We start from the raw sequence: 21,250 nt of genomic DNA on the forward strand, positions 1-21,250 counted from the left end.
TTTATGAGCAGAATACGAATTGTAAAAGGGAAAATATTCGAAAGCACAGGAGAAGATTTCAGTTATTATTCTGAAACGACTATTCGTGAGAGTTCTGCAGAATATCATTCTGAGAAAAGTGAAACTGTTATTAAAAAAGATGGAAATCCTGCTTCTCCTCCTGTAGCTGAAATAAATATACTCGCTGATGCAATTGTGCATTTTCGTCCCAAAAAAAATTGGAAAGGTAATGATTACGGACTTGACTGGATGCGAATTAAAGATACCGGCTTGTTTGGAGATAAAAAAAAATATTCTGATGTAGCGGGAACATATGACAAATATCCCTCAAGTAACCCTTCTGCAATATTTACAAAATCGTCTACCTTATATAACAATCTCAAAAAAGAATATAGTAATCCTGTATATAAAATCCCATGGATATTGGAAGATAAAAAGGCAATAGATTATTTTGCTTCATGGCTTTGTGTGGAAAAAAATAAGGAAATAAAACTCTCTTTAAAAATTCATATAAAAGATAAAAAAAATCTTCCGAAAGAATTATTGATAGCATATGATAAGACTGTTTGTGAAATTTCAAGTTCACAAGGAAAAGGTGCTGAAAACGAAAAATTAGATCCTGCCAAAAATATACACTATGCTAAAATCCTTATAAAAAATAAAGAAGAATATAAATTGGAAGATGAAATAACTTTAAAAGTTTTATCAGATATTACTGCTACGCAAACTTTGAAAGTTTTATGCGATGAAAAAGAATCGGGTTTTCTGAAATTGTATTCCAACAAGGTTAAAAAATTAGATGTAGTTTGTGTTAAAGTTAAAACCAAAAATGGACTAGGAGTTATAAAAGGAAAAACAGAATTAGAAAATTATTTAAAGCAATCCTTGATTAAAATAAATTTAATGGAAGAAATTTTAGATATTGCTAAAAATGATGATGGAACACCAAATACAGATTTATCTCTTCCTACAATTAGCAACGGAACCGGTCTTAATGTATCCGGAAATATAAATGGCAAATCATTGTATGATTATTTAGACGAAAAATTGAAACAGATATTCTCTAATTTAGGTACAGATGGTAAACCGGATGGAACAGGAAAATATGATAAATATTTAAGACTTTATTTTTTTACCGAAACCGCTTATCTGGTTAGCGGGAGTATTACTTTAGGAGTTGGAGGTATTGGAACCCCGATTGGAGGAGGAAGAGGTGCAATGTTTTCTGGCATAACAGATGCGGATGTAGCTCATGAAGCAATGCATGCTATTGCTTTGGGGCACGCCTTTGGTACAAATTCAAATATTAACACGATCACACCCTATTTGTTTGAATATAAAAAGACAGAAAATGTTATGGATTATGCCCATTTAGATGGCAATGACAAATATTCTACATGGAAATGGCAATGGGATAAACTACGAAATTTTAATTTGCTCACAGAATGAAAAAAATATTTTTTTATTTAATCGTAATAGTTTTTTACCAATGCCAAGCGCAAAAAAAAACAACTCATACAAATAGTCCTATGAATATTATAGATTCTTCTTTTGAAAAACTAAATATTAATAATTCAACCTTATTAAAAACAAAAAAAAGGTATGGAACAACAGAGCCTCCAAAATATATTGTTAATCTAAATGAAACTTTACAAAGCGGAGCTTTGATTGAAACATATGGTTTATTGGACTCATACTACGATCAATGGATTACTCCCTCGCAAGGATGGTTTAAATATTATAAAGAATTTTATAGCGATGGTAATATTAAATTAAAAAGGATATATAATAAAACTTCTGACGGCAATTACGGGTTCTTGTATGAATTTGATAAGCAGGGCAAACTTGTGAAAACCACGAATTTTGAAAAAGACTGGAAAACTTTTTTTACAGGAATTACAGGAATTGCAAATAAAAACGCAAAAAAATTTAATTATAAAGTAGATACTTCAGACGATGGAGTAATCACTTCCAAAGATAACCAACAATGGGATAAAGAATATGTGAAAATATGGAGGAAAGATCAAGGAGGTAAAAAACTTTGGTTTATTGGATTCAATAAAGGGCACTATGAGAATTCAGATGATAAAAAAGTAGAAAGAGTAGTAATTGTAATAGATGATGTAACCGGCAAAGAAATAAAGAAACTCCATTATTTTGACTGGTATAACCGAAATTTTAAAGAGTTGGATGAAAATTAAATCACTTTTTTAATGCTTTTGTGTCTTTATTTAATATCGTGTAAAATAACATATGTAAAAAATGATATAATCGGTCTTTTGGTTGAAACTGAGAATTCTATTCCAAAAAATGATACATGAAGGATAAATTCTATCAATAAGAAAGAAATAATAATTTAATTCGGAAGGCTAGTTGGGTTGCTACCTTATTTGAGCCAAAATAATTATGTTCCAAAACAGATGTAAATAGTGAAGGCGGTATAGACATTGAGTAATGGCAAGATTGTAAAAAACGTTCAAAGTAATATTGAAAATAAAAGCGGAGAAAGATCAGAATTTTTAATTTGAAACTTTATGAGCAGAATACGAATTGTAAAAGGGAAAATATTCGAAAGCACAGGAGAAGATCTCAATTATTATTCTGAAACGAATATTAGTGAGAATTCTGCAGAATATCATTCTGAGAAAAGCGAAACTGTTATTAAAAAAGATGGAAATCCTGGAAAACCACCAGCTTCACCTACTTTATCAAAATGTGCAGTATTCTTTAGACCAACAAAAAATTGGAAAGGAGAATTCGGATTCGATTGGGTAAGAGTTGCAGACACTAAATTGGAAACCGACATCTCTTATAATGGAATAATTGGTAATTACGGCAAAGTTTACGCTACAAATACAAATGATCCGAAAAATCTTCCAAAATTTACTCCCGATACCAAAAAATATAATGGTATTCTAACCGAATATAATAATTTCGGCGTTTATAAAGGTAAATATTATGTTCCTAATATGACATTAATAGCCGGTGAAACAGCTGTATTAGATGCAATTGTTCACATTGAAGAAAAACCGGATAAATTACATTATGCTTATAATACTGATGTTTTTGAAATTATTATTTTAAAACAGTTTACAGTAGCGAAGGGTACTAACTTTGATGAAAGCTCGGTAAGTATAAAATGCAAAAAAATATTCACTTCGCCGGAAACGATTAGAATTATTGCTACAAAAAATAAATTGATGCAAAAAGTTGGAGAAATTAAAGTTTTACCTAATAACAAAATAAAAAATGTAAATATTATAATGATTCCTGTTACGGTAAAAAAAATGAATTCAACAGGATCAGTTAAAGGAAACGAAAAAGTTATTACACAAAATGCCTTTAATCAGTCTTATATTAAAGCAAATATTTTAGAAAAAACGAAGCCTATCATTGCTGATGGCTTTTTATTCAATCTGTTTTTTACAACAAAAGATAAAAATGGAAACATTGTAACGGATATTTCAAATTGGCGTTCTATTCATTCAACGCTGGATAAAATCTTTTTTGAAGATAAAAAAAATGAAATATATAAGAGCTATTACAGAGTATATATGCTTCCTACTTCATTGAATTTAAATGGTATCGCAGAAGATGTGGGTAATGTAAAAACAGTGGTGGCATTTCAAAATCGGAATGATTCGAGTACTGCTCATGAAATACTTCATGCAATGGGGCTTTATCATACTTTTGATAATAATTCTCCCTATACTTTTAAATTGTATAATACAGATAATATCATGGATTATACGCACCAGACAAGAAATCCTAAAACAAATAAGATGAAAAGCAGATTTTCTACTAATAAGTTTCAATGGAAAAAAATAAATGAAGGCATCAAATGAAAAAAATAATCACTTACATAGCGCTAATTATGATGGTATGTTCCTGTAATGGTCAGGAAAAAGAAAAAATCAGTTATCCAAAAGAGAAAGTTATGAACACAGAAAAATTCGATATAAAAAGGTTTGAAAACTACCCGGATGTAGTCAGTATGGAAGACGAAAAAAAACTTCCTGCAAAAAAAGATACATTATCAGACGGAACGATTATAGAATATTCACTTTGGGATAATAATGAAGATGGCAATAAAACCTATTATACAAAAATAGTTACTCCACCACCACCTGCTCTTTTTAAAAAAGTAAAAGACTTTTACCCGTCGGGTACAATTCAGAAAGAAACTGAGACTTTTGTAGGTCAAGTTGACATCGAGCCTTTTTATGGCAGCTTTATTACTAAAGATTATGATAAAAATGGTTATCTTCTAAAAACTACTGATCGTTCTGATTTTGATAAAGATTTAAAAATTAGATTTAATGATTTGTTGAAGATTTTAAAAACCGAACAGATGATTACGGATAATTTTATCACAAAAAACAAAGAAAATATAGGAATAGGTTTATTTCACGATCAGGAAAATACACAGCTTACTTCAGAAAAAATTATTGATAATCTTAAATCTGAAGACTGTAACGGGAAAATACTCAATGCTAACAGTGATTTTGAACGAAAAAATATAAAAGTTTCATTGAATAAAAATATTTGGATGGTCACCAAAGATATGTATCCGCAAGGATACTGGGATTATAAAATTGATGGGAACACCGGAAAAATTATTGATGTTAACTACAGACAAGAAAACAGGCCATAATTTTTAGACTGAAATTTCAATTCATATCTCATAGACAATCTCCAAATATTCCCCATCAATTGAAAATAACCGATTTTTAATTTTAATCATTGACAAAAAAAACTTATTTTAGTTACACCAAAAATAAAGTCAAAATATTAATATTAAAATATAAATGGGAGTACTTGTTACCAATGAAACGGTGAAACAGCTGTTTCATATTGCACAGTCGATTGCGAAAGAAAATTACAACGCTACATATAGCGGACCACATATTTTACAGGCATTAATGCATAAAGATATTGGGCTGAATGAATTTCTTAAATCTATAGACAAAGATCCGGGATATTTTTACGAATGGGCAGATGTCCGAATTGAAGATTATCCGAAAACTACTCATCTTCCCGCAGAAGTTGGTGAAGGCGAATTTGTGGATCAGATTCTTGAAGAGGCCGATGATATTCGCTTGAAATTAGGTTTAGACGAGATTACACCGGTCTGTATTTTAACCGCAATTGTAAAACCGCAGGTTGCATTTACTTTACAACAGCTCAAATCACTTCCTTTAAGAGAGCACGAAATTTTCAATTTATACAGAAAAGATACTCCTTTTGCAGCGACCCAGAATGGCGAAATTTCATCGTTGTTTGGCGGAAGCTCTGATTTTTCAGATTCTTCTTTTCCTTCTATTAAAGCCTATTGTGTTGATCGTACTGCACAGGCAAAAAACGGTGATTTGGAAAACATTATCGGTCGAGATAAAGAATTGAGAATGTTGGTCGAAATTCTTTGCCGAAGAAGCAAACCCAACGTAATTATCATCGGAGAGCCTGGAGTTGGTAAAACAGCATTGGTTGAAGGTTTTGCTACCGAAATTATCAAAGGTAACGTTCCTGAAATGTTGAAGAATGCAACATTATTAGAACTTGACACCGGGGCTTTGCTTGCCGGAACTTCTTATAAAGGCGAAATCGAAGACCGCCTGAAAAAAGTAATCAATGAATGTAAAAAAATTGAAAAAGCAGTTTTATTTATTGATGAAATTCATACCCTTTTAGATCCAAAAGGAAGCATCGGAAACGTTGCTAATTTATTGAAACCTGAATTGGCACGAGGAGAAATTACGGTAATCGGAGCAACAACTCAGGAAGAATACAGAAAAATTATAGAGCCTGAACAGGCATTCAACAGACGTTTTGAAGTTTTGACAGTCAACGAGCCGGATGAAAAAACATGCGTCAAAATGGTTGATGTTTTGCTGGATGGCTATAAAAAACACCATGGAATTGAAGTGGAAAAAACCGCAATCCCAGAATGTGTACGTTTGGCGAAGCGTTATGCAAAAGGTAAAAAACTTCCGGATGCCGCAATTGATCTTTTAGACCGAACAATGGCGGCAATAAAAATGCTCGACGAACTTTCTGAAAAAGAACTGGAAGGCTGGAAGGAAATCTATGAAAATATTTTAAAAGAAGAATATCTTGACGATAAAGACAAAGCCGACGAATTGATTTGGAATTACAATTTATTAAGAGATAAGATCAGTCCAATTTTGTGGGGTTCTCTGAGTGAGCAGCCACAAATCGACAACTCTATGCCGGTAGAATCAATTCAGAAAATAATAGAAGATACCTATACAGAACTTTTAGAACATGCATCTGTAAAAAGAGAAAAAGTAGGACGTCTTGAATTGGCGGCGGTAATGGCAGCTAAAACCAATATTCCGATCGGGAAAATTCAGGCTCAGGAAAAAGAGAAACTTTTGAATATGGAATCTCTCCTGATGAACAGAGTAGTGGGACAGGATCACGCCCTGAAAATTCTTTCTGATGCCATCGTTGAAAACCGAAGCGGATTGAATAAACCGGGACAGCCAATCGGTTCTTTCTTCCTTTTAGGTCCCACCGGAACCGGAAAAACTGAGTTGGCAAAATCGATGGCAGAATTGCTTTTCAATGACGAAAAGGCGATGGTTCGTTTTGATATGTCTGAATTTAAAGAAGAACATTCTGCAGCACTTTTATACGGTGCGCCTCCCGGATATGTAGGTTATGAAGAAGGTGGGATGTTGGTCAACAAAATCAGACAGCAGCCTTACACGGTTGTTTTATTTGATGAAATTGAAAAAGCGCATCATTCAGTTTTTGACGTGTTTTTACAGATTATGGATGAAGGTAAAGTTCATGATAAGCTTGGAAAAGAAGGAGATTTCAGCAATGCTTTAATTTTATTTACTTCAAACATCGGAAGCGAAGAAATTGTGAAACAGTTTGAAGAAGGAAAAATTCCGGAATCAAATTCGCTGATGCAGATTATGTCGAATTCAGGAAGATTCAGACCGGAATTTTTGGCAAGAATTACAGAAATTATTCCTTTTGCACCAATTACAGAATCGATTGCTGAAAGAATCTTTAATATTCAGTTAAAATCACTTCATACTTCATTAACGAGATTAGGAATGACTTTAAAAATTAGTGATGAAGCGGTGAAAAGCCTTGCATTAGGCGGATTTAGCAGCAAATACGGGGCAAGACAGATTTCCGGAGTTATCAGATCACAATTGGCAAGACCGATTTCTAAAATGATTGTAAGAGAAGAGGTAAAAACCGGACAGACGATTCATGTAGATTGGAATACAGAAGAAGATAAAATCAGTTGGAAAGTAGATTAATTTCACAATCTTATTAAATTTAAATTAATATAAAATCTCCCGCAGATTTTGCTAATCAGCTGATTTCAATCTGCAAAATCTGTTTAATCTGCGAGATATTGAAAATAATTGTGATTTTCAGGATAAATAAAAGCTTTGAAACACATTAAAAATGAAACCTAATCTTAAGAATATTATTTTAACGGCAACGTTTTTAAGCTGCTCTCATTTTGTGAGTGCACAGTTTCTCACTGCTTCAGATACTTCTGAAAACAGTGTGAGAAAATATAAGAATATTATTGAAGCCAATAAAGAGATTGTTAATTTTATCGAATATTCTATGGTTGAAAGAGGTTTGCCAAAGCATTTGAGGAATTTAGCTTTAATCGAATCTCATTTCAACAGAAATGTGACTTCAAGCGCAGGAGCAGTGGGAGTGTGGCAGTTTATGACTGCTCATGCCAATCAGTATGGATTAACGGAAGACCGTCGGAATGATTTATACAGAAGTACAAAAACAGCTGCAGTTTCATTAAAAAATCTTTATAAAAAATACAATAATTGGGTGACAGTAGTTGCGGCTTACAATTGTGGAGAAGGAAATATTGCCAAAGCGATGCAGGCAGCAAATTCTACGCAATATCATGTTTTTTCTAAATATTTGCCACAGGAAACGATCAACCATGTTAAAAAATATCTTAATGCATGTTACGCAACGGGAGAATTATCGTCGGTTTTGGCAAATTATAATGATTCGAGAACAATGACTCTTCTGAATTCAAGAACAACAGATTCTCGGGAAATTGCTTTGTCGGAAACCGAAATCAATGCTGGATTTAAGCTGAATGTAATTGCCGATGAATTGAAAATTCCGATGAATGACCTTCTTGCCTGGAATCCGGAGATTGTAAGTGCTTTAGAAGCTGATGGTGAAAGCAAACTCTTTCTTCCCACAGATTTAATGCCTGATTTTTTAATGAAGAAAACTTCAATTCTATCGAAATCTATAAAAGGAAGTAATAAATAAAATACCTATTACAATTAAAAGCCCGGACTCAAGATCCGGGCTTTTTTAGCAAATATCAAAAATCATTTTTTAGATGAAATTTTATGGATTTGAAACGATTAAAGTTGACGGAATGTCCGATAACCAAAGACTTTTTGAATCAATCAGTCCGCGCCAGCTTTTCTTGCTGATCAGCATCAGATCCTGAGCGTTTAAAAATTCTTTTTCAATCTTCTTCTCGTTATATAAAGTGATGTGGTTCGGAGCTACCTGTTCGATGCTTCGGATCAGTTCTTTCACTTCAATATTGTTTCTGATCTGTCCTGCGACATCCAGAATAATAATTTGCGAATTGTTGTTATTAATCAATCTTTTAGCATATTCAAGCAGATAAAAATCACTTAAATTAAAAATAGGAACGAAAACTTTGTCTGCAGATTTGAAATCTTTTTCAACTAAAACTCCTACCGGAATATGAGTGTTGTCCAAAATCTGTAATGTAAAATCATCGAAAGGCGAACTGTTAAAAATATTGCTTTTTCCTTTTACAGTATTCAAAAGTTTTTCAGGATTAATGATTTTTGTGGTAAAACCCAGAAGCCTTCCCAATAAACTTCCTTCGTACATTGATTTTCCAAGCATAATCAGAAGAAGATCATAATTTCCTTTATTTGAAATATTTGTCAGATCATTTTCAATATCCGTAGATGCTTTGAAAAGGGTTGTAATTTCAAGGTTTAGATCCTGTGAGGTTTCAATTACATTTTTAAACTGTTCTTTTTCGAAATTATCGATGTCGAAGGCGTGAAGTTCATCAACAGGCGCGATATTCATAGCTGTAATGCTCTTGTTGCCGTTCATTTTATGAGTAAGGTTATCTGCAAGTTTCAGCAATGTACTTCCGGATTCTGCAGTCTCAAATGACAAAAGAACTCTATACTTTGCATCGTTTTCATCTTGATCTTCATCTTCCAGAGATGATTTTTTTCCTTTAAAGAAATAATTGATGAGGTCAAGACATGGCCCGGTCATAAATGTGGTGAACAATGCCATAATGACCAACATTGCAAACAATTCAGGTCCTAAAACACCAAGATCGTAACCGATATTTAAAACAATCAATTCGGTCAAACCTCTTGTATTCATCAAAGCACCAATGGTGAGACTGTCTTTCCAGCTTAGTTTGAGGAATTTGGCCGTTAAAGCACTTCCAACGAATTTTCCGATAACGGCAGTCAGAATGATGAATCCTCCGATTTTCCAAAGATGAGGATCATTCAATAATCCTATTTGTGTTCTTAACCCTGTAAATACAAAGAATAATGGAAGTAATAAAACCAATGCAACATCTTCTACTTTTTCAATGAAAAGATTTCTGAATTTCACATTTTCAGGCATGATGGCTCCTGCCATAAATGCTCCGAATAATGCATGAATTCCGATCACTTCTGTTGCATAAGATGAAATAATAAGAATTAAGAAAAATACGGCAACCAATGCTTTACTAATGAAGCCTTTTCCTTTTTGTGCTTCAGCAATTCTTGTTAAAAATGGTCTTACCGCCTTAATCATAATGAAAACATATACAACCGCCATCAGAATTACAAAAACAGATCCTGAGAAAGATCCTGCTTTTACCACTGCAATTACGGCTGCCAAAATACACCATGCAGTGATGTCATCGGCTGCAGCACAGGTGATGACAACAGTTCCTATTTTAGTTTTATGAAGATTTCGTTCCTGAACAATTCTTGCCAAAACAGGAAATGCAGTGATACTCATCGCAATGGCTATAAATAAAGCAAAGGAACTGAACTGAATTCCTTCCGGTGCAAATTCTTTATAAATAAAATAAGAAAGCCCGACTCCTAAAGCAAAAGGAATAATAATACTTGCATGGCTGATGACTACGGCATCATGGGCTTTTTTTCTTAAAATGCTCAAATCAAGCTCCATTCCGACAATATACATGAAGAGAATCAAACCGATCTGACTTAAAAACTGTAAGTTGGGTAATGATTCTTTAGGAAAAATAAATGCTGAAAGTTCTGGAAAATACAAGCCAAAAAGTGAGGGTCCTAAAACAATTCCTGCAATCATTTCACCGATTACGGAAGGCTGTTTTAATTTAATACAAATCCAGCCAAATAATTTGGCGACCATAATAATAGTCACAATCTGGGCAAGTAAAAGTGCTAACGGATGGTGAAGATTGGTTAAAAAAGAATCCGTAAAATCCTCCCACATTGTTGCGCCTGTTGTTTTTGGCGGAGCAATGTTTTCGCCGATCTCCAAGGTTTGCCCTTCTGCGAAAAACCAATACATAAGGCACGAGAAAAAGATAATTGTTGCTACATAAAAAATAATATTTCTATATTTCCCCATAATCATTAATCATTTTATTTAAACGCAAATTTCATAAGAATAAACGGATGTAAAAAGTTGGTTTACTTTAAATGTAATAAGTGTATGGAATAATGTAATGAAATGAATGGGAATGTAATCTGATTGAAATGAAAAATCTCCTTTAGAAAACTAAAGGAGATTTAAATATTTTTATAATTAATTTTTTTAAGAAATCAATTCCATAATTTTCAAAGCAACTTTCAAAGCTTCTGTGCCATCTTCCAAAGAAACTTCTACATTTTTTTCTTCAAGAATGGCATCAGCAAATGAATTTAATTCATCCAGAATCGCATTATTCGGCTGAATATTCGGATATTCAAACAAAATCTGATTTTTTTCGCCTTCTGCATTTTCAATAATCATATCAAATGGAGTCGGGTTTTCAGGAGCATCCTGCATTCTGATCACTTCCGCTTTTTTCTCTAAAAAATCAACAGAAATATAAGCGTCTTTCTGGAAGAAACGGCTTTTTCTCATTGCTTTCATCGAAATTCTTGAGGTCGTTAAATTAGCGACACAACCATTTTCAAACTCAATTCTTGCATTGGTAATATCGGGAGTTTTACTCACTACACAAACACCGCTTGCATGAATGTTTTTTACAGGAGATTTTACAACACTCAATAAAATATCAAGATCGTGAATCATTAAATCTAAAACCACAGAAACATCTGTTCCACGAGGATTAAATTCCGCCAATCGGTGAATTTCTATAAACATAGGATTCTGAATATAATCTTTCGCTCCGATAAACGCAGGATTGTACCTTTCAACATGACCAACCTGTGCTTTGATGCCATTTTCACGACATTTTATTAAAATTTCTTCAGCCTGTTCAAGCGTTTGTGTAACAGGTTTTTCGATAAAAAAATGAAGCCCTTTTTCGATCGCTTTTAAAGCATAATCATAATGGTAAATGGTGGGAGTCACAATATCCAGCATTTCGATCTGATCTAATAATTCGTCGAAATTTTCAAAATATTTATATCCGAATTCGGCCTCTAGTTTTCTTCCGTTTTCTGGATCTTTATCGTGAAAACCTACAAACTCATATTTATCAGACTGATTCAGAAGTCTTAAATGTATTTTCCCCAAATGTCCGGCGCCTACCAAACCTGCTTTTAACATAGCGTATCAAATTTTTGTAAAGATAAATGTTTAATTTGAAATTAGGATTCGAGATTTGAAATTTGAAATTTGAGATTTGAGATTTGAAATTGAAATTTTAGCTTCAGGTCAAACTTATCATTGTTTAAAATTCAAGATTTTTAGCTCATGATTTTAATTTCAGAATCTACCATTCACAATTGACATTCAGTACTACCTTAAAAGCTCTGTTTTATATTTTTCTTTCAAACTGTAAAGGATCACTCAGCAAAGTTCGACGACACAATAAATGTCAAATTTCGAACCTCAAATTTCAAATCATACATTCCTTTTTTCAAATCAATTTCCTATTTTTGTGATATGGTAGATTCATTTGTACACAAGGGTAAAAGGAAGAATTTGGTTGAATATCTCAGGCACAGAATCGGGATTTCCGATGAGAATGTGCTTTCTGCCATCAATGAAGTTCCGAGGCATCTTTTTATTGAAAGTATTTTTGAGGATTATGCGTATGAAGACCGTGCTTTTCCTATCGCCGCACATCAGACGATCTCGCATCCTTCAACGGTTGCGGAGCAATCTGAGCTATTGCAGGTAAAAGAAGGCGAAAAAGTTCTTGAAATCGGAACAGGTTGTGGTTATCAGACGGCTGTTTTACTGGCGATGAAAGCTAATGTTTATACGGTCGAACGACAAAAAGATCTTTTTGATTTTTCTAAAAAAAAGCTGCGTGAAATGAATCTTTTTCCAAAATTTCAAAGTTTTGGAGACGGTTTTGCCGGATTGCCGACTTTTGCGCCTTTCGACAAAATTATCGTGACCTGTGGTGCGTCTGTTTTACCGACAGAATTATTAAAGCAGCTAAAAGTAGGTGGAAAAATGGTCATTCCTTTAGGTCCGACGGATCAGCAGGTTCTCTACAGATTTACCAAAATTTCTCCTACAGAAATAGAGAAAGAAGAGTTCGGAGCCTATAAATTTGTTCCGATGTTGAATAATACAAATCATTAAATTAACTTTGATTTATATTTTATAAAGGAACGTTTTAAACTTATGAATCACGAAAAGAAAAATGCTGTAAAATCAATACTTTTCTATATAATAGCAAGTTTGATAGTAATTGCAATAAATGTTTCGGGAAAATTTAAATCTGGTCAGTGTACACCAAACTTAGATTTTTTATCAATTTTGATTGTTGTGTTACTCAATGTTATTTTATTGATTGCTAATGTGGTAAAAGCTTTTGTGTTTAAAAAAGATACTCGATTATCAACTATTATTCATTCTATTACCTTAGTAATTTTACTTATATTTATTAATTCTAATATTGTGTAATTTTAATATTCAAAAGTTATTTATTTGAATTAAAAATATTATAATTAAACATAATTCATAAATTTTTGATAATATGATTAATCCCGATATTTTAGATTACAATGAAAATCAACCAGATTCAGATAAAGAAATCTTCACTTTGCTTTCTAAATTAATTGATTCAGGTCTAAATGATGCTGAAAACAAAATCTGGCATGCAAATCCCGTTTGGTTTCTGGATGGAAATCCGATTGTAGGTTACAGCAAACAGAAAAAAGGAATTCGCCTGATGTTTTGGAGCGGAAAATCTTTTGATGAAGAACAACTCAATGTAGAAGGTGAAAAATTTCAGGATGCATCAATATTTTATAATAGCGTCAGCGAAATTGATCAAAATGATGTTCAACGTTGGCTTAAAAAATCTGAAGAAATTCAGTGGGATTATAAAAATATTGTAAAAAGAAAAGGTGAACTGATCAAAATTAAAGGATAAAATTATAATCGGAACGAAAATTGAATTTCGATAGTAATGAATAAATTCAATCAATCAATATAAACCTCATTTGAAAAACAGTGAGGTTTTTTTATTTAAATTAAAAATATCAAAATAATGAAAGTTTTTATCAATAAAAGAATTCCTGAAATAGGAATCACCATGATGGAAGATGCCGGATTGGAAGTAATCATTCCGGAAAATACAAATATTTCTCAGGAAGAGTGGCTTAACTACTGCAAAGATGCGAATGCAATTTTAAATGTAGGACAAAATAAGTTTGATGCAGATTTTTTCGAAAAATTTTCCAATATCAAAGCAATTGCTTTATACAGCGTAGGTTTTGATCATGTTGATATTAAAGAAGCCAATAAAAGAAATATCCCGGTTGGAAATACACCCGATGTTTTAAGCCGTGCTACTTCAGATGTCGCATTCTTACTCATGCAATCGGTTGCGAGAAGAGCGAGTTTTTATTTTCAGAAAGTAAAAGATAACAATTGGGGAAACTTTGATCCTTTATCCGAACTGGGTCAGGAATTGTATGGTAAAACTTTGGGAGTTTTTGGTTTGGGAAGAATTGGTTTCGAAATGGCTGAAAAATGCAAGAAAGCTTTCGAAATGAATATTATTTATCACAATCGAAATCGTAATGAAGAAGCTGAAAATGAACTCGATGCAAAATACGTTTCTTTCGATGAGTTGGTTGAACAATCGGATGTTTTGAGCATTCATGCGAATTTTAAACCAGAGCAAAGCAATTTGTTTGATGGCCCCGTTTTCAAAAAGATGAAAAAGAATGCAATTTTTATCAATACAGCAAGAGGAGGTTTTCATAACCAAAAAGATTTATATGAAGCTTTGGTTTCAGGAGAAATTTGGGGCGCAGGTTTAGACGTTACCAATCCGGAACCTATGGAAGAGAATGATCCTATTTTAAAGCTTTCAAATGTTTGTGTTCTTCCACATATTGGTTCTGCAACCGTTGAAGCAAGAAACGGAATGGCAAGATTGGCAGCAGAAAACTTAATTGCTTTTTCAAAAGGAGAAAAAATGCCACACATCGCAAATCCGGAAGTGTATGAGGTTTGAGATTCGGGATGCGGGATGCGAGTTTTATTAGGGAATTTTAGACATTACATTTCATAGATTTTAAGTTTTCGGTTTACAGATAGAAAATCATAAGCTTAATCTCTTCAACTTGCCTCTTTTTACTTTTGACTTGGCTCTTTAAACTTTTCCTTGTCTCTTTTTAAAATTAAAAAATTGGACTCATTTTTGTCTTTTAAAACATCAACACTAAATACAATATTATGACACCAGAAGATAACAAAAACGAACAAGACAGAAAATTGGAGGAAATGGATTATAATCCGGGCGAAGATATTTTCAACAGAGAAGAGCATATTCCTTTAGATGGTGACGGTAATCCTATTACAAACCCATCACACATAAATGACGAAATGCCTTACGGACTGGATATTCCCGGAGCAGAAGACGACGACAATTTTGAGCAGATCACCGATCAGCTTCCGGATGAAGAGAATAGTTCTTATAGCCGTAGTGATAATGAAGATGATCACGAAGAAGAAAACGAAGATATTATTACTTAATATAATCCCGCAACTGAAGCGGGATTTTTTATGTCTGAGTTTTAAATATGAAAACGTATAAAACTAATTTCCTAATTCATTCGCTTATTTTTATATTAAATATTAACTTTGGCAATCTTTGAATTAAAATAAGAATTAACGAAATTTATTATTCTGAAATTCTTTTAAAAGTATTTACATATGAAATTGAAGCACAGTCTGCTCGCTTTGGCAGCTCCGTTGGTTATGAATGCACAACAACTCATGACGCCTGAAATTCTTTGGACTTTGAAAAAAGTTGGTGTACAGGCAGTTTCTCCCGATCATTCTTCACTGATTTATAAAATCGGACAAACCGATCTTAAAACCGAAAAAACAAAAAGTGAAAATTATTTTCTGAATATTGTTAATAATCAGTCTTCTAAAATAGATTTTGGTAAAAAAGCATTAATTCAGTGGGATAAAAACGGAATTTATGCTCAGGAAGGCGATAAGATTTTCCTTTCTAAAGACAACGGGAAAACCTGGTCAGAATTTTACAACATTGGTGAAGCGGATAATATCGTTATTTCTCCGGATGGTAAAAAAATAGCTTTCAGCAAACAGGTTTTGGTAGAAAAAGTGATGGGAAAAGACAAATTTTCCGACACTCCGAAAACTACAGCTCAGGTTTATACAGATTTGAATCACAGACATTGGGATTATTTTAATGAAGGAAAATACAATCATGTTTTTGTGGTAGAAACTGCTGCTAATGTGAGTACTGCAAAAGATTTATTGGAAGGCAAAACGTGGGATTCTCCGCAAAGACCTTTCGGTGGAGCGGAAGATTTTATTTTCAGCCCGGATTCTTCACAGCTTTTATACGTTACAAAACCTAAAAGTGGTAAGGAATATTCGACAAGTACAAACACCGATATTTTTGCTTACGATTTAGCTTCTGGAACAACAAAAAACTTAACGGAATCCAATAAAGGATATGATGTAAACCCAAAATTCAGTCCTGACGGAAAATCTTTGGTTTGGCAAAGTATGGAAAGAGACGGTTACGAAGCCGATAAAAACGACATCAAACTGATGGACTGGAAATCAGGAAAAACTTCAAACCTTACAAAAGCCTGGGACGAATCTGTTTCCGGAGATGTTTTCTGGAGCGGAGATTCAAAATCGATTTACTTTACAGCGGCTTTCAGAGGAACAAAGCAGTTATTTTCTTTAAATCCTAAAGATTCAAAAGTTCAGCAGATTACAAAAGGAGATTTTGATATCAATGAAATTTTTGCTGACCAAAAAACTTCACTTTTAGTTTCAAAAACAGACATCAATCATGCATCGGAAATATTCTCTGTTAATCTTAAAAATGGAGAATTAAAGCAGATCACAGATGCAAATAAAGACATTTATGCTAAACTTTCTCAGGGAAAATCTGAGCTTAAAATGGTGAAAACTTCAGACGGAAAAGAAATGGGAGTATGGTTCCATTATCCGCCTAATTTTGATCCGAATAAAAAATATCCGACTTTGGTATATTGTCAGGGTGGACCACAATCTGCATTAACACAATTTTTCAGCACAAGATGGAATTTCTCTTTAATGGCAGCCAACGGATACATTGTTGTAGCACCAAACAGAAGAGGAATGCCGGGTTGGGGAACAAAATGGAACGAAGAAATCTCAAGAGATTGGGGAGGACAACCGATGAGAGATTATTTGGCTGCGACCGATTATGCGAAAACTTTACCATATGTTGATGGAGATAGGGTTGCCGCTGTTGGTGCAAGTTACGGAGGTTACAGCGTATTTATGTTAGCCGGAATTCACGAAAACAGATTCAAAACTTTCATCGCTCACGATGGTTTGTTTGATATGAAATCCTGGTATTTAACGACGGAAGAACTTTGGTTTGCAAACTGGGATTTGGGTTCTCCTTGGGAAAAACCGCTTCCGAAAGCATATACGGAATTCAATCCGAGCAATTTTGTTGATAAATGGAATAAGCCAATCATGATCGTTCAGGGCGGAATTGATTTCAGAGTTCCTTACGAACAAGGTCAGGAAGCTTTCCAGGCTGCAAAACTGAAAGGTTTAAAATCTAAATTAGTCTATTTCCCGAACGAAAACCACTGGGTTCTTCATCCGCAAAATGGCTTGGTTTGGCAAAGAGAATTCTTTGACTGGCTGAAAGAAACTTTATAAATCTTAATTTTCCATTTCAAAATTCCCCTCCTTTGGAGGAGTGGATCAATTTTCATAGAAAATTGAGACGGGGTGGTCAAGATATTTATATAATTTAAAACATTTATATAATTAAAGATAAAATATCAATAGGAGCGGGCTTTAGCCCGCTTTTTGTTTCCAGAATGAAGAAGGCTTTAGCCAAAACTTACACATTTCAACTATGCAAAACAGAATTTTCTCATTTCCACCAATCATTGATAATAATTCTAAAATTTTAATTTTAGGTTCAATTCCCGGTGTAAAATCTTTAGAAAAACAGCAATATTACGGTCATCCTCAAAACAAATTCTGGAAAATTATTTTTGAATTATTTAATGAAAATTTTACGGAAGATTATACTGAAAGAATCAACGTTTTAAAAAATCACCACATTGCACTTTGGGACGTTATCGATTCCTGCGAGAGAAAAGGAAGCCTTGATTCAGAAATAAAAAATGAAGAAGCGAATCAAATTGAAGAGCTTTTGAAAAACCATCCAAACATTACAGCCATCTTTTGCAATGGTGGAAAGTCTTATAAAAACCTACAGAAATTATTAGGTAAAAGCTTTAAAATTCCCATTCATTTATTGCCATCAACCAGTCCGCTTCACACCATTTCTTTTGAAAGGAAATTTGAAGAATGGAAAAAGATATTGGAATATTTAAACTAAAAAAGCAACTCCTTGAAGTTGCTTTCGTACTAATTTTAAAACTATTTTTCTACCCTATAAACCTCTTCATACGGCTGTATCAAAACCCATCCGTTTCCGGAAAATTTCATCTGAAATTCCTCTCCGCTTCCCCTTCCGATAAGGCTTTTAAAAGAAACATTTGTTTTCAGTTCCGGACTTAAATTTCCTGACCAGGCGACTGTTGCATTAGGATCAGTAAAAACGGGCGCATCAGGAGTTACCAATAACGTCAGAGGTTCACCATGTGTCGTGATGGCAATATGTCCGGTTCCGGAAAGCTTTACCTGAAAGAGTCCGCCCGACATTACTCCTGCGATACTTTTTAACATGGTAATGTCACTTTTTATACTTTGTTCGTGTGCTAAAACATCATTTCCGTTTACACAGACCGTTTCATTGTTTAAATGCAGAATTCTTACCTTTTTTCCGTCATCTGCTACATATAATTTTCCTGTTCCTTCGGCTTTCATTAGTTTAGCACCTTCTCCGCTGATTGCTTTTTTTAATAGATTTCCCAGTCCGCCGGAAAGCATCCCTTGTCTTTCAAAGTTGATGTTACCAATGTAGCCAACCATGCTCCCTGTTTTTGTCCAGACTGCTTGGTTATTTAAATTGATTTCTAAAAGTGCCGGTTTTTCCAGTTCGAAATAATCTCTTTCTAATGGATTTTCTTTTGTTTCATTTACAAAAGATTCAATTGAATATTTGCTCATCGTTTAATATTTTGATAAGCCAAAATAGCGAAATTTTCTTTCAAATGAGATTAAAAATAATAAAATTACCATCTGTAATAACCATGAATAAAGAGGAGTGAAATAAATACTTGACAAAGGGGTATAGAATGTTGTATATTTGCACCTCGAAAATTACACCCTGTAATTTTTATAATTTTTAAACCGTAATTTAAAAAATGAAGACATCCGATTTTAATTTCGACCTTCCTGAAGAATTGTTGGCAGAACACCCTTCAGAGCATAGAGATGAAGCCAGATTAATGGTTTTAGACAGAAAAACGCAAACTATTGAGCATAAATTATTTAAAGACGTTGTAGACTATTTCGACGAGAAAGATCTTTTCATCTTTAATAATACAAAAGTTTTCCCTGCTCGTCTTTACGGAAATAAAGAAAAAACAGGAGCTAAGATCGAAGTTTTCTTGTTGAGAGAACTGGATAAAGAGACTCGTGTTTGGGATGTTTTGGTAGATCCTGCAAGAAAGATCAGAATTGGTAACAAACTTTTCTTTACTGAAGACGAATCTTTGGTTGCTGAAGTTATTGATAACACTACTTCAAGAGGTAGAACTTTAAGATTCTTATTCGACGGTTCTTACGAAGAATTCAGAGCTAAATTGAAAGAATTGGGAGAAACTCCGCTTCCGAAATACATCAAAAGAGATGTTGAACCTGAAGATGCAGAAAGATATCAGACCATCTATGCGAAAGTAGAAGGAGCGGTTGCAGCACCAACTGCAGGTCTTCATTTCTCAAAACATTTGATGAAAAGATTGGAGATCAAAGGAATCGACTTTGCTGAGGTAACCCTTCACGTTGGTTTGGGAACTTTCAACCCAATCGAAGTTGAAGATCTTTCTAAGCATAAAATGGAGTCCGAAGAAATCATCATTGATGAGAAAAATGCTCAGATTATCAACAATGCAGTACAGGAAAACAGAAGAGTTTGTGCTGTAGGAACAACTACAATGAGAGCTTTGGAAACTTCTGTTTCTTCAAATAAAAAAATCTCTGCATTTCAGGGTTGGACAAATAAATTCATTTATCCGCCACACGATTTCGGAGTTGCCAATACGATGATCACAAACTTCCACACGCCAAAATCTACATTGATTATGATGATTGCAGCGTTTGCAGGAAGAGATTTCGTAATGCATGCATACGAAGAAGCCGTAAAAGAGAAGTACAAATTCTACTCTTACGGAGATGCAATGCTAATTCTTTAAGATAGATGATGGAAGCTGGGTGCTGGATGTTTGCAATTCGGCGCTCAATCTTTCATCAAACACCCATCATCCCGCACCCAACAATTCTATGAAAGACATTCGAACATTATCCCTCGACCAGCTCAAAGATTATTTCGGCACCATTGGTGAAAAACCATTTCGTGCCAAGCAGGTCTATGACTGGATCTGGAGTAAAAATCTTCACTCGTTTGAAGAGATGACGAATCTTTCAAAAAACCTGAGAGAGCATCTTATCCGTGATTTTGTCATGAATCCTGCGGCGGTAGATCAGTTTCAGAAATCGACAGACGGAACGATCAAAAACGGTGTAAAACTGCACGACGGATTAATGGTGGAATCGGTTCTGATTCCTACAGAAACCAGAACAACAGCCTGCGTTTCTTCACAAGTTGGTTGCTCTTTAAATTGTGAATTTTGCGCTACTGCGAAACTGAAAAGAATGAGAAATCTTGAAGTTGCAGAAATCGTAGATCAGGTCGCGTTAATTGATAGACAAAGCAAAGAGTATTACAATCGCCCGCTTACCAACATTGTTTTTATGGGAATGGGAGAGCCGATGATGAACTACAAAAATGTAGTAGAAGCCATCAAAAAAATTACCCAGCCCGAAGGTTTGGGAATGTCTCCGAGAAGAATTACCGTTTCTACATCCGGAATTCCGAAGATGATCAAAATGTTGGCAGACGATGAATTGAGGGTGAAGCTTGCACTTTCTCTGCATTCAGCGATAGAATCGACGAGAAATGAAATTATGCCGTTTTCTGATAAATTTCCTCTAACGGATATTATGGAAGCGCTTCAATATTGGTACAAAAAAACAGGTTCTGTCATCACTTTTGAATATTGTGTCTGGAAAGGCATCAACGATAAAGATGAAGATATTAAAGCCTTAATTAAATATTGCCGACAAGTTCCTTCCAAAGTTAATTTAATCCAGTACAATCCGATTGGAGAAGGAAAGTTTGATCACCGGAGCGTCGCTGCGGAAGAAAAATATGTTCGTGAACTCGAAAAAGCCGGAGTTACTGTCATGGTAAGAAAAAGCCGAGGTGGTGATATTGATGCCGCTTGCGGACAGTTGGCAAACAAAACTGCCGAATAGATCTGAATGAACTTCTCAAAATAATTACTTAATAATCCATTCACATCAAAAACCC

Annotated in this window: 18 protein-coding genes; 15 read left to right on the top strand and 3 right to left on the bottom strand. The window is 34.0% G+C overall.

Going from position 1 to position 21,250, the window contains the following annotated elements; all coding sequences use genetic code 11:
* Positions 1-3 precede the first annotated feature (3 nt).
* The 6 genes from BM371_RS00790 (at position 4) to BM371_RS00815 (ending at position 8,310) form a co-directional block, all read left to right on the top strand.
* Positions 4-1,449 carry a hypothetical protein gene (locus tag BM371_RS00790; RefSeq protein WP_034674693.1) on the top strand — a complete coding sequence of 482 codons (1,446 nt, stop codon included), beginning with the start codon at positions 4-6 and terminating at the stop codon, positions 1,447-1,449.
* A complete protein-coding gene (locus BM371_RS00795) occupies positions 1,446-2,201 on the top strand; it encodes a hypothetical protein (protein WP_034674697.1) in 756 nt (251 codons plus the stop codon). The genes BM371_RS00790 and BM371_RS00795 overlap by 4 nt, the downstream gene beginning before the upstream one ends.
* A 333-nt stretch (positions 2,202-2,534) precedes the next feature.
* Positions 2,535-3,845: a zinc metalloprotease gene (locus BM371_RS00800; RefSeq protein ID WP_034674700.1), complete on the top strand. Its 1,311-nt coding sequence runs from the start codon at positions 2,535-2,537 to the stop codon at positions 3,843-3,845.
* On the top strand, positions 3,842-4,654 hold the full coding sequence (locus tag BM371_RS00805) for a hypothetical protein (RefSeq protein WP_034674704.1): 813 nt from the start codon (positions 3,842-3,844) through the stop codon (positions 4,652-4,654). Before BM371_RS00800 ends, BM371_RS00805 begins: the two co-directional genes overlap by 4 nt.
* A gap of 154 nt (positions 4,655-4,808) precedes the next feature.
* Positions 4,809-7,304, top strand: coding sequence for an ATP-dependent Clp protease ATP-binding subunit (locus tag BM371_RS00810; RefSeq protein WP_034674706.1), 2,496 nt, complete (start codon positions 4,809-4,811; stop codon positions 7,302-7,304).
* A 151-nt stretch (positions 7,305-7,455) separates the two neighbouring features.
* Positions 7,456-8,310, top strand: a complete 855-nt coding sequence (locus BM371_RS00815) for a lytic transglycosylase domain-containing protein (protein WP_034674710.1) — start codon at positions 7,456-7,458, stop codon at positions 8,308-8,310.
* An 81-nt stretch (positions 8,311-8,391) separates the two neighbouring features.
* Here BM371_RS00815 and BM371_RS00820 read toward each other — a convergent pair whose 3' ends face one another.
* Positions 8,392-10,674 carry a cation:proton antiporter gene (locus BM371_RS00820; protein WP_034677172.1) on the bottom strand — a complete coding sequence of 761 codons (2,283 nt, stop codon included), beginning with the start codon at positions 10,672-10,674 and terminating at the stop codon, positions 8,392-8,394.
* 186 nt (positions 10,675-10,860) lie between these two features.
* Positions 10,861-11,823, bottom strand: a complete 963-nt coding sequence (locus BM371_RS00825; protein WP_034674713.1) for a Gfo/Idh/MocA family protein — start codon at positions 11,821-11,823, stop codon at positions 10,861-10,863.
* A 339-nt stretch (positions 11,824-12,162) separates the two neighbouring features.
* On the opposite strand from BM371_RS00825, the gene BM371_RS00830 reads away from it, so the two are divergent.
* From BM371_RS00830 to BM371_RS00860, 7 genes are all read left to right on the top strand, one after another.
* A complete protein-coding gene (locus tag BM371_RS00830; RefSeq protein WP_034674716.1) occupies positions 12,163-12,813 on the top strand; it encodes a protein-L-isoaspartate(D-aspartate) O-methyltransferase in 651 nt (216 codons plus the stop codon).
* Positions 12,814-12,855: 42 nt separating this feature from the next.
* Complete coding sequence (locus tag BM371_RS00835) at positions 12,856-13,137, top strand: hypothetical protein (protein WP_034674719.1); 282 nt, start codon at positions 12,856-12,858, stop codon at positions 13,135-13,137.
* A gap of 73 nt (positions 13,138-13,210) precedes the next feature.
* Positions 13,211-13,609, top strand: a complete 399-nt coding sequence (locus BM371_RS00840; protein WP_034674722.1) for a DUF1801 domain-containing protein — start codon at positions 13,211-13,213, stop codon at positions 13,607-13,609.
* Positions 13,610-13,726: 117 nt separating this feature from the next.
* Positions 13,727-14,701 carry a 2-hydroxyacid dehydrogenase gene (locus BM371_RS00845; protein ID WP_034674724.1) on the top strand — a complete coding sequence of 325 codons (975 nt, stop codon included), beginning with the start codon at positions 13,727-13,729 and terminating at the stop codon, positions 14,699-14,701.
* A gap of 221 nt (positions 14,702-14,922) precedes the next feature.
* A complete protein-coding gene (locus BM371_RS00850; RefSeq protein WP_034674727.1) occupies positions 14,923-15,222 on the top strand; it encodes a hypothetical protein in 300 nt (99 codons plus the stop codon).
* Positions 15,223-15,402: 180 nt separating this feature from the next.
* Complete coding sequence (locus tag BM371_RS00855) at positions 15,403-17,397, top strand: S9 family peptidase (RefSeq protein WP_034674729.1); 1,995 nt, start codon at positions 15,403-15,405, stop codon at positions 17,395-17,397.
* A 202-nt stretch (positions 17,398-17,599) separates the two neighbouring features.
* Positions 17,600-18,091, top strand: coding sequence for a DNA-deoxyinosine glycosylase (locus BM371_RS00860; RefSeq protein WP_034674732.1), 492 nt, complete (start codon positions 17,600-17,602; stop codon positions 18,089-18,091).
* A gap of 41 nt (positions 18,092-18,132) precedes the next feature.
* Here the strand turns inward: BM371_RS00860 and BM371_RS00865 are convergent, their stop codons facing one another.
* Positions 18,133-18,825: an AIM24 family protein gene (locus BM371_RS00865; RefSeq protein WP_034674735.1), complete on the bottom strand. Its 693-nt coding sequence runs from the start codon at positions 18,823-18,825 to the stop codon at positions 18,133-18,135.
* Between the two features lie 197 nt (positions 18,826-19,022).
* Between BM371_RS00865 and queA the strand changes: the two genes are divergently transcribed.
* Together queA and rlmN are read left to right on the top strand one after the other, a co-directional pair.
* Positions 19,023-20,072 (top strand): tRNA preQ1(34) S-adenosylmethionine ribosyltransferase-isomerase QueA, encoded by a 1,050-nt coding sequence (gene queA / locus BM371_RS00870; protein ID WP_034674738.1) that lies wholly within the window; start codon positions 19,023-19,025, stop codon positions 20,070-20,072.
* Between the two features lie 88 nt (positions 20,073-20,160).
* Positions 20,161-21,195, top strand: coding sequence for a dual-specificity RNA methyltransferase RlmN (gene rlmN, locus BM371_RS00875; RefSeq protein ID WP_034674740.1), 1,035 nt, complete (start codon positions 20,161-20,163; stop codon positions 21,193-21,195).
* Positions 21,196-21,250: the final 55 nt, after the last annotated feature.

The organism is Chryseobacterium formosense (assembly GCF_900116415.1).
GTDB classification, from domain to species: Bacteria; Bacteroidota; Bacteroidia; order Flavobacteriales; family Weeksellaceae; genus Chryseobacterium; species Chryseobacterium formosense.

Excerpts from the sequence above, each read along its gene's own strand:
- BM371_RS00800 (WP_034674700.1), top strand. The coding sequence starts at position 2,535 with ATGAGCAGAATACGAATTGTAAAAGGGAAAATATTCGAAAGCACAGGA.
- rlmN (WP_034674740.1), top strand. The coding sequence starts at position 20,161 with ATGAAAGACATTCGAACATTATCCCTCGACCAGCTCAAAGATTATTTC.
- BM371_RS00820 (WP_034677172.1), bottom strand. The coding sequence starts at position 10,674 with ATGGGGAAATATAGAAATATTATTTTTTATGTAGCAACAATTATCTTT.
- BM371_RS00795 (WP_034674697.1), top strand. The coding sequence starts at position 1,446 with ATGAAAAAAATATTTTTTTATTTAATCGTAATAGTTTTTTACCAATGC.
- BM371_RS00810 (WP_034674706.1), top strand. The coding sequence starts at position 4,809 with ATGGGAGTACTTGTTACCAATGAAACGGTGAAACAGCTGTTTCATATT.
- queA (WP_034674738.1), top strand. The coding sequence starts at position 19,023 with ATGAAGACATCCGATTTTAATTTCGACCTTCCTGAAGAATTGTTGGCA.
- BM371_RS00835 (WP_034674719.1), top strand. The coding sequence starts at position 12,856 with ATGAATCACGAAAAGAAAAATGCTGTAAAATCAATACTTTTCTATATA.
- BM371_RS00790 (WP_034674693.1), top strand. The coding sequence starts at position 4 with ATGAGCAGAATACGAATTGTAAAAGGGAAAATATTCGAAAGCACAGGA.
- BM371_RS00855 (WP_034674729.1), top strand. The coding sequence starts at position 15,403 with ATGAAATTGAAGCACAGTCTGCTCGCTTTGGCAGCTCCGTTGGTTATG.
- BM371_RS00840 (WP_034674722.1), top strand. The coding sequence starts at position 13,211 with ATGATTAATCCCGATATTTTAGATTACAATGAAAATCAACCAGATTCA.
- BM371_RS00805 (WP_034674704.1), top strand. The coding sequence starts at position 3,842 with ATGAAAAAAATAATCACTTACATAGCGCTAATTATGATGGTATGTTCC.
- BM371_RS00830 (WP_034674716.1), top strand. The coding sequence starts at position 12,163 with ATGGTAGATTCATTTGTACACAAGGGTAAAAGGAAGAATTTGGTTGAA.
- BM371_RS00845 (WP_034674724.1), top strand. The coding sequence starts at position 13,727 with ATGAAAGTTTTTATCAATAAAAGAATTCCTGAAATAGGAATCACCATG.
- BM371_RS00825 (WP_034674713.1), bottom strand. The coding sequence starts at position 11,823 with ATGTTAAAAGCAGGTTTGGTAGGCGCCGGACATTTGGGGAAAATACAT.
- BM371_RS00865 (WP_034674735.1), bottom strand. The coding sequence starts at position 18,825 with ATGAGCAAATATTCAATTGAATCTTTTGTAAATGAAACAAAAGAAAAT.
- BM371_RS00860 (WP_034674732.1), top strand. The coding sequence starts at position 17,600 with ATGCAAAACAGAATTTTCTCATTTCCACCAATCATTGATAATAATTCT.
- BM371_RS00850 (WP_034674727.1), top strand. The coding sequence starts at position 14,923 with ATGACACCAGAAGATAACAAAAACGAACAAGACAGAAAATTGGAGGAA.
- BM371_RS00815 (WP_034674710.1), top strand. The coding sequence starts at position 7,456 with ATGAAACCTAATCTTAAGAATATTATTTTAACGGCAACGTTTTTAAGC.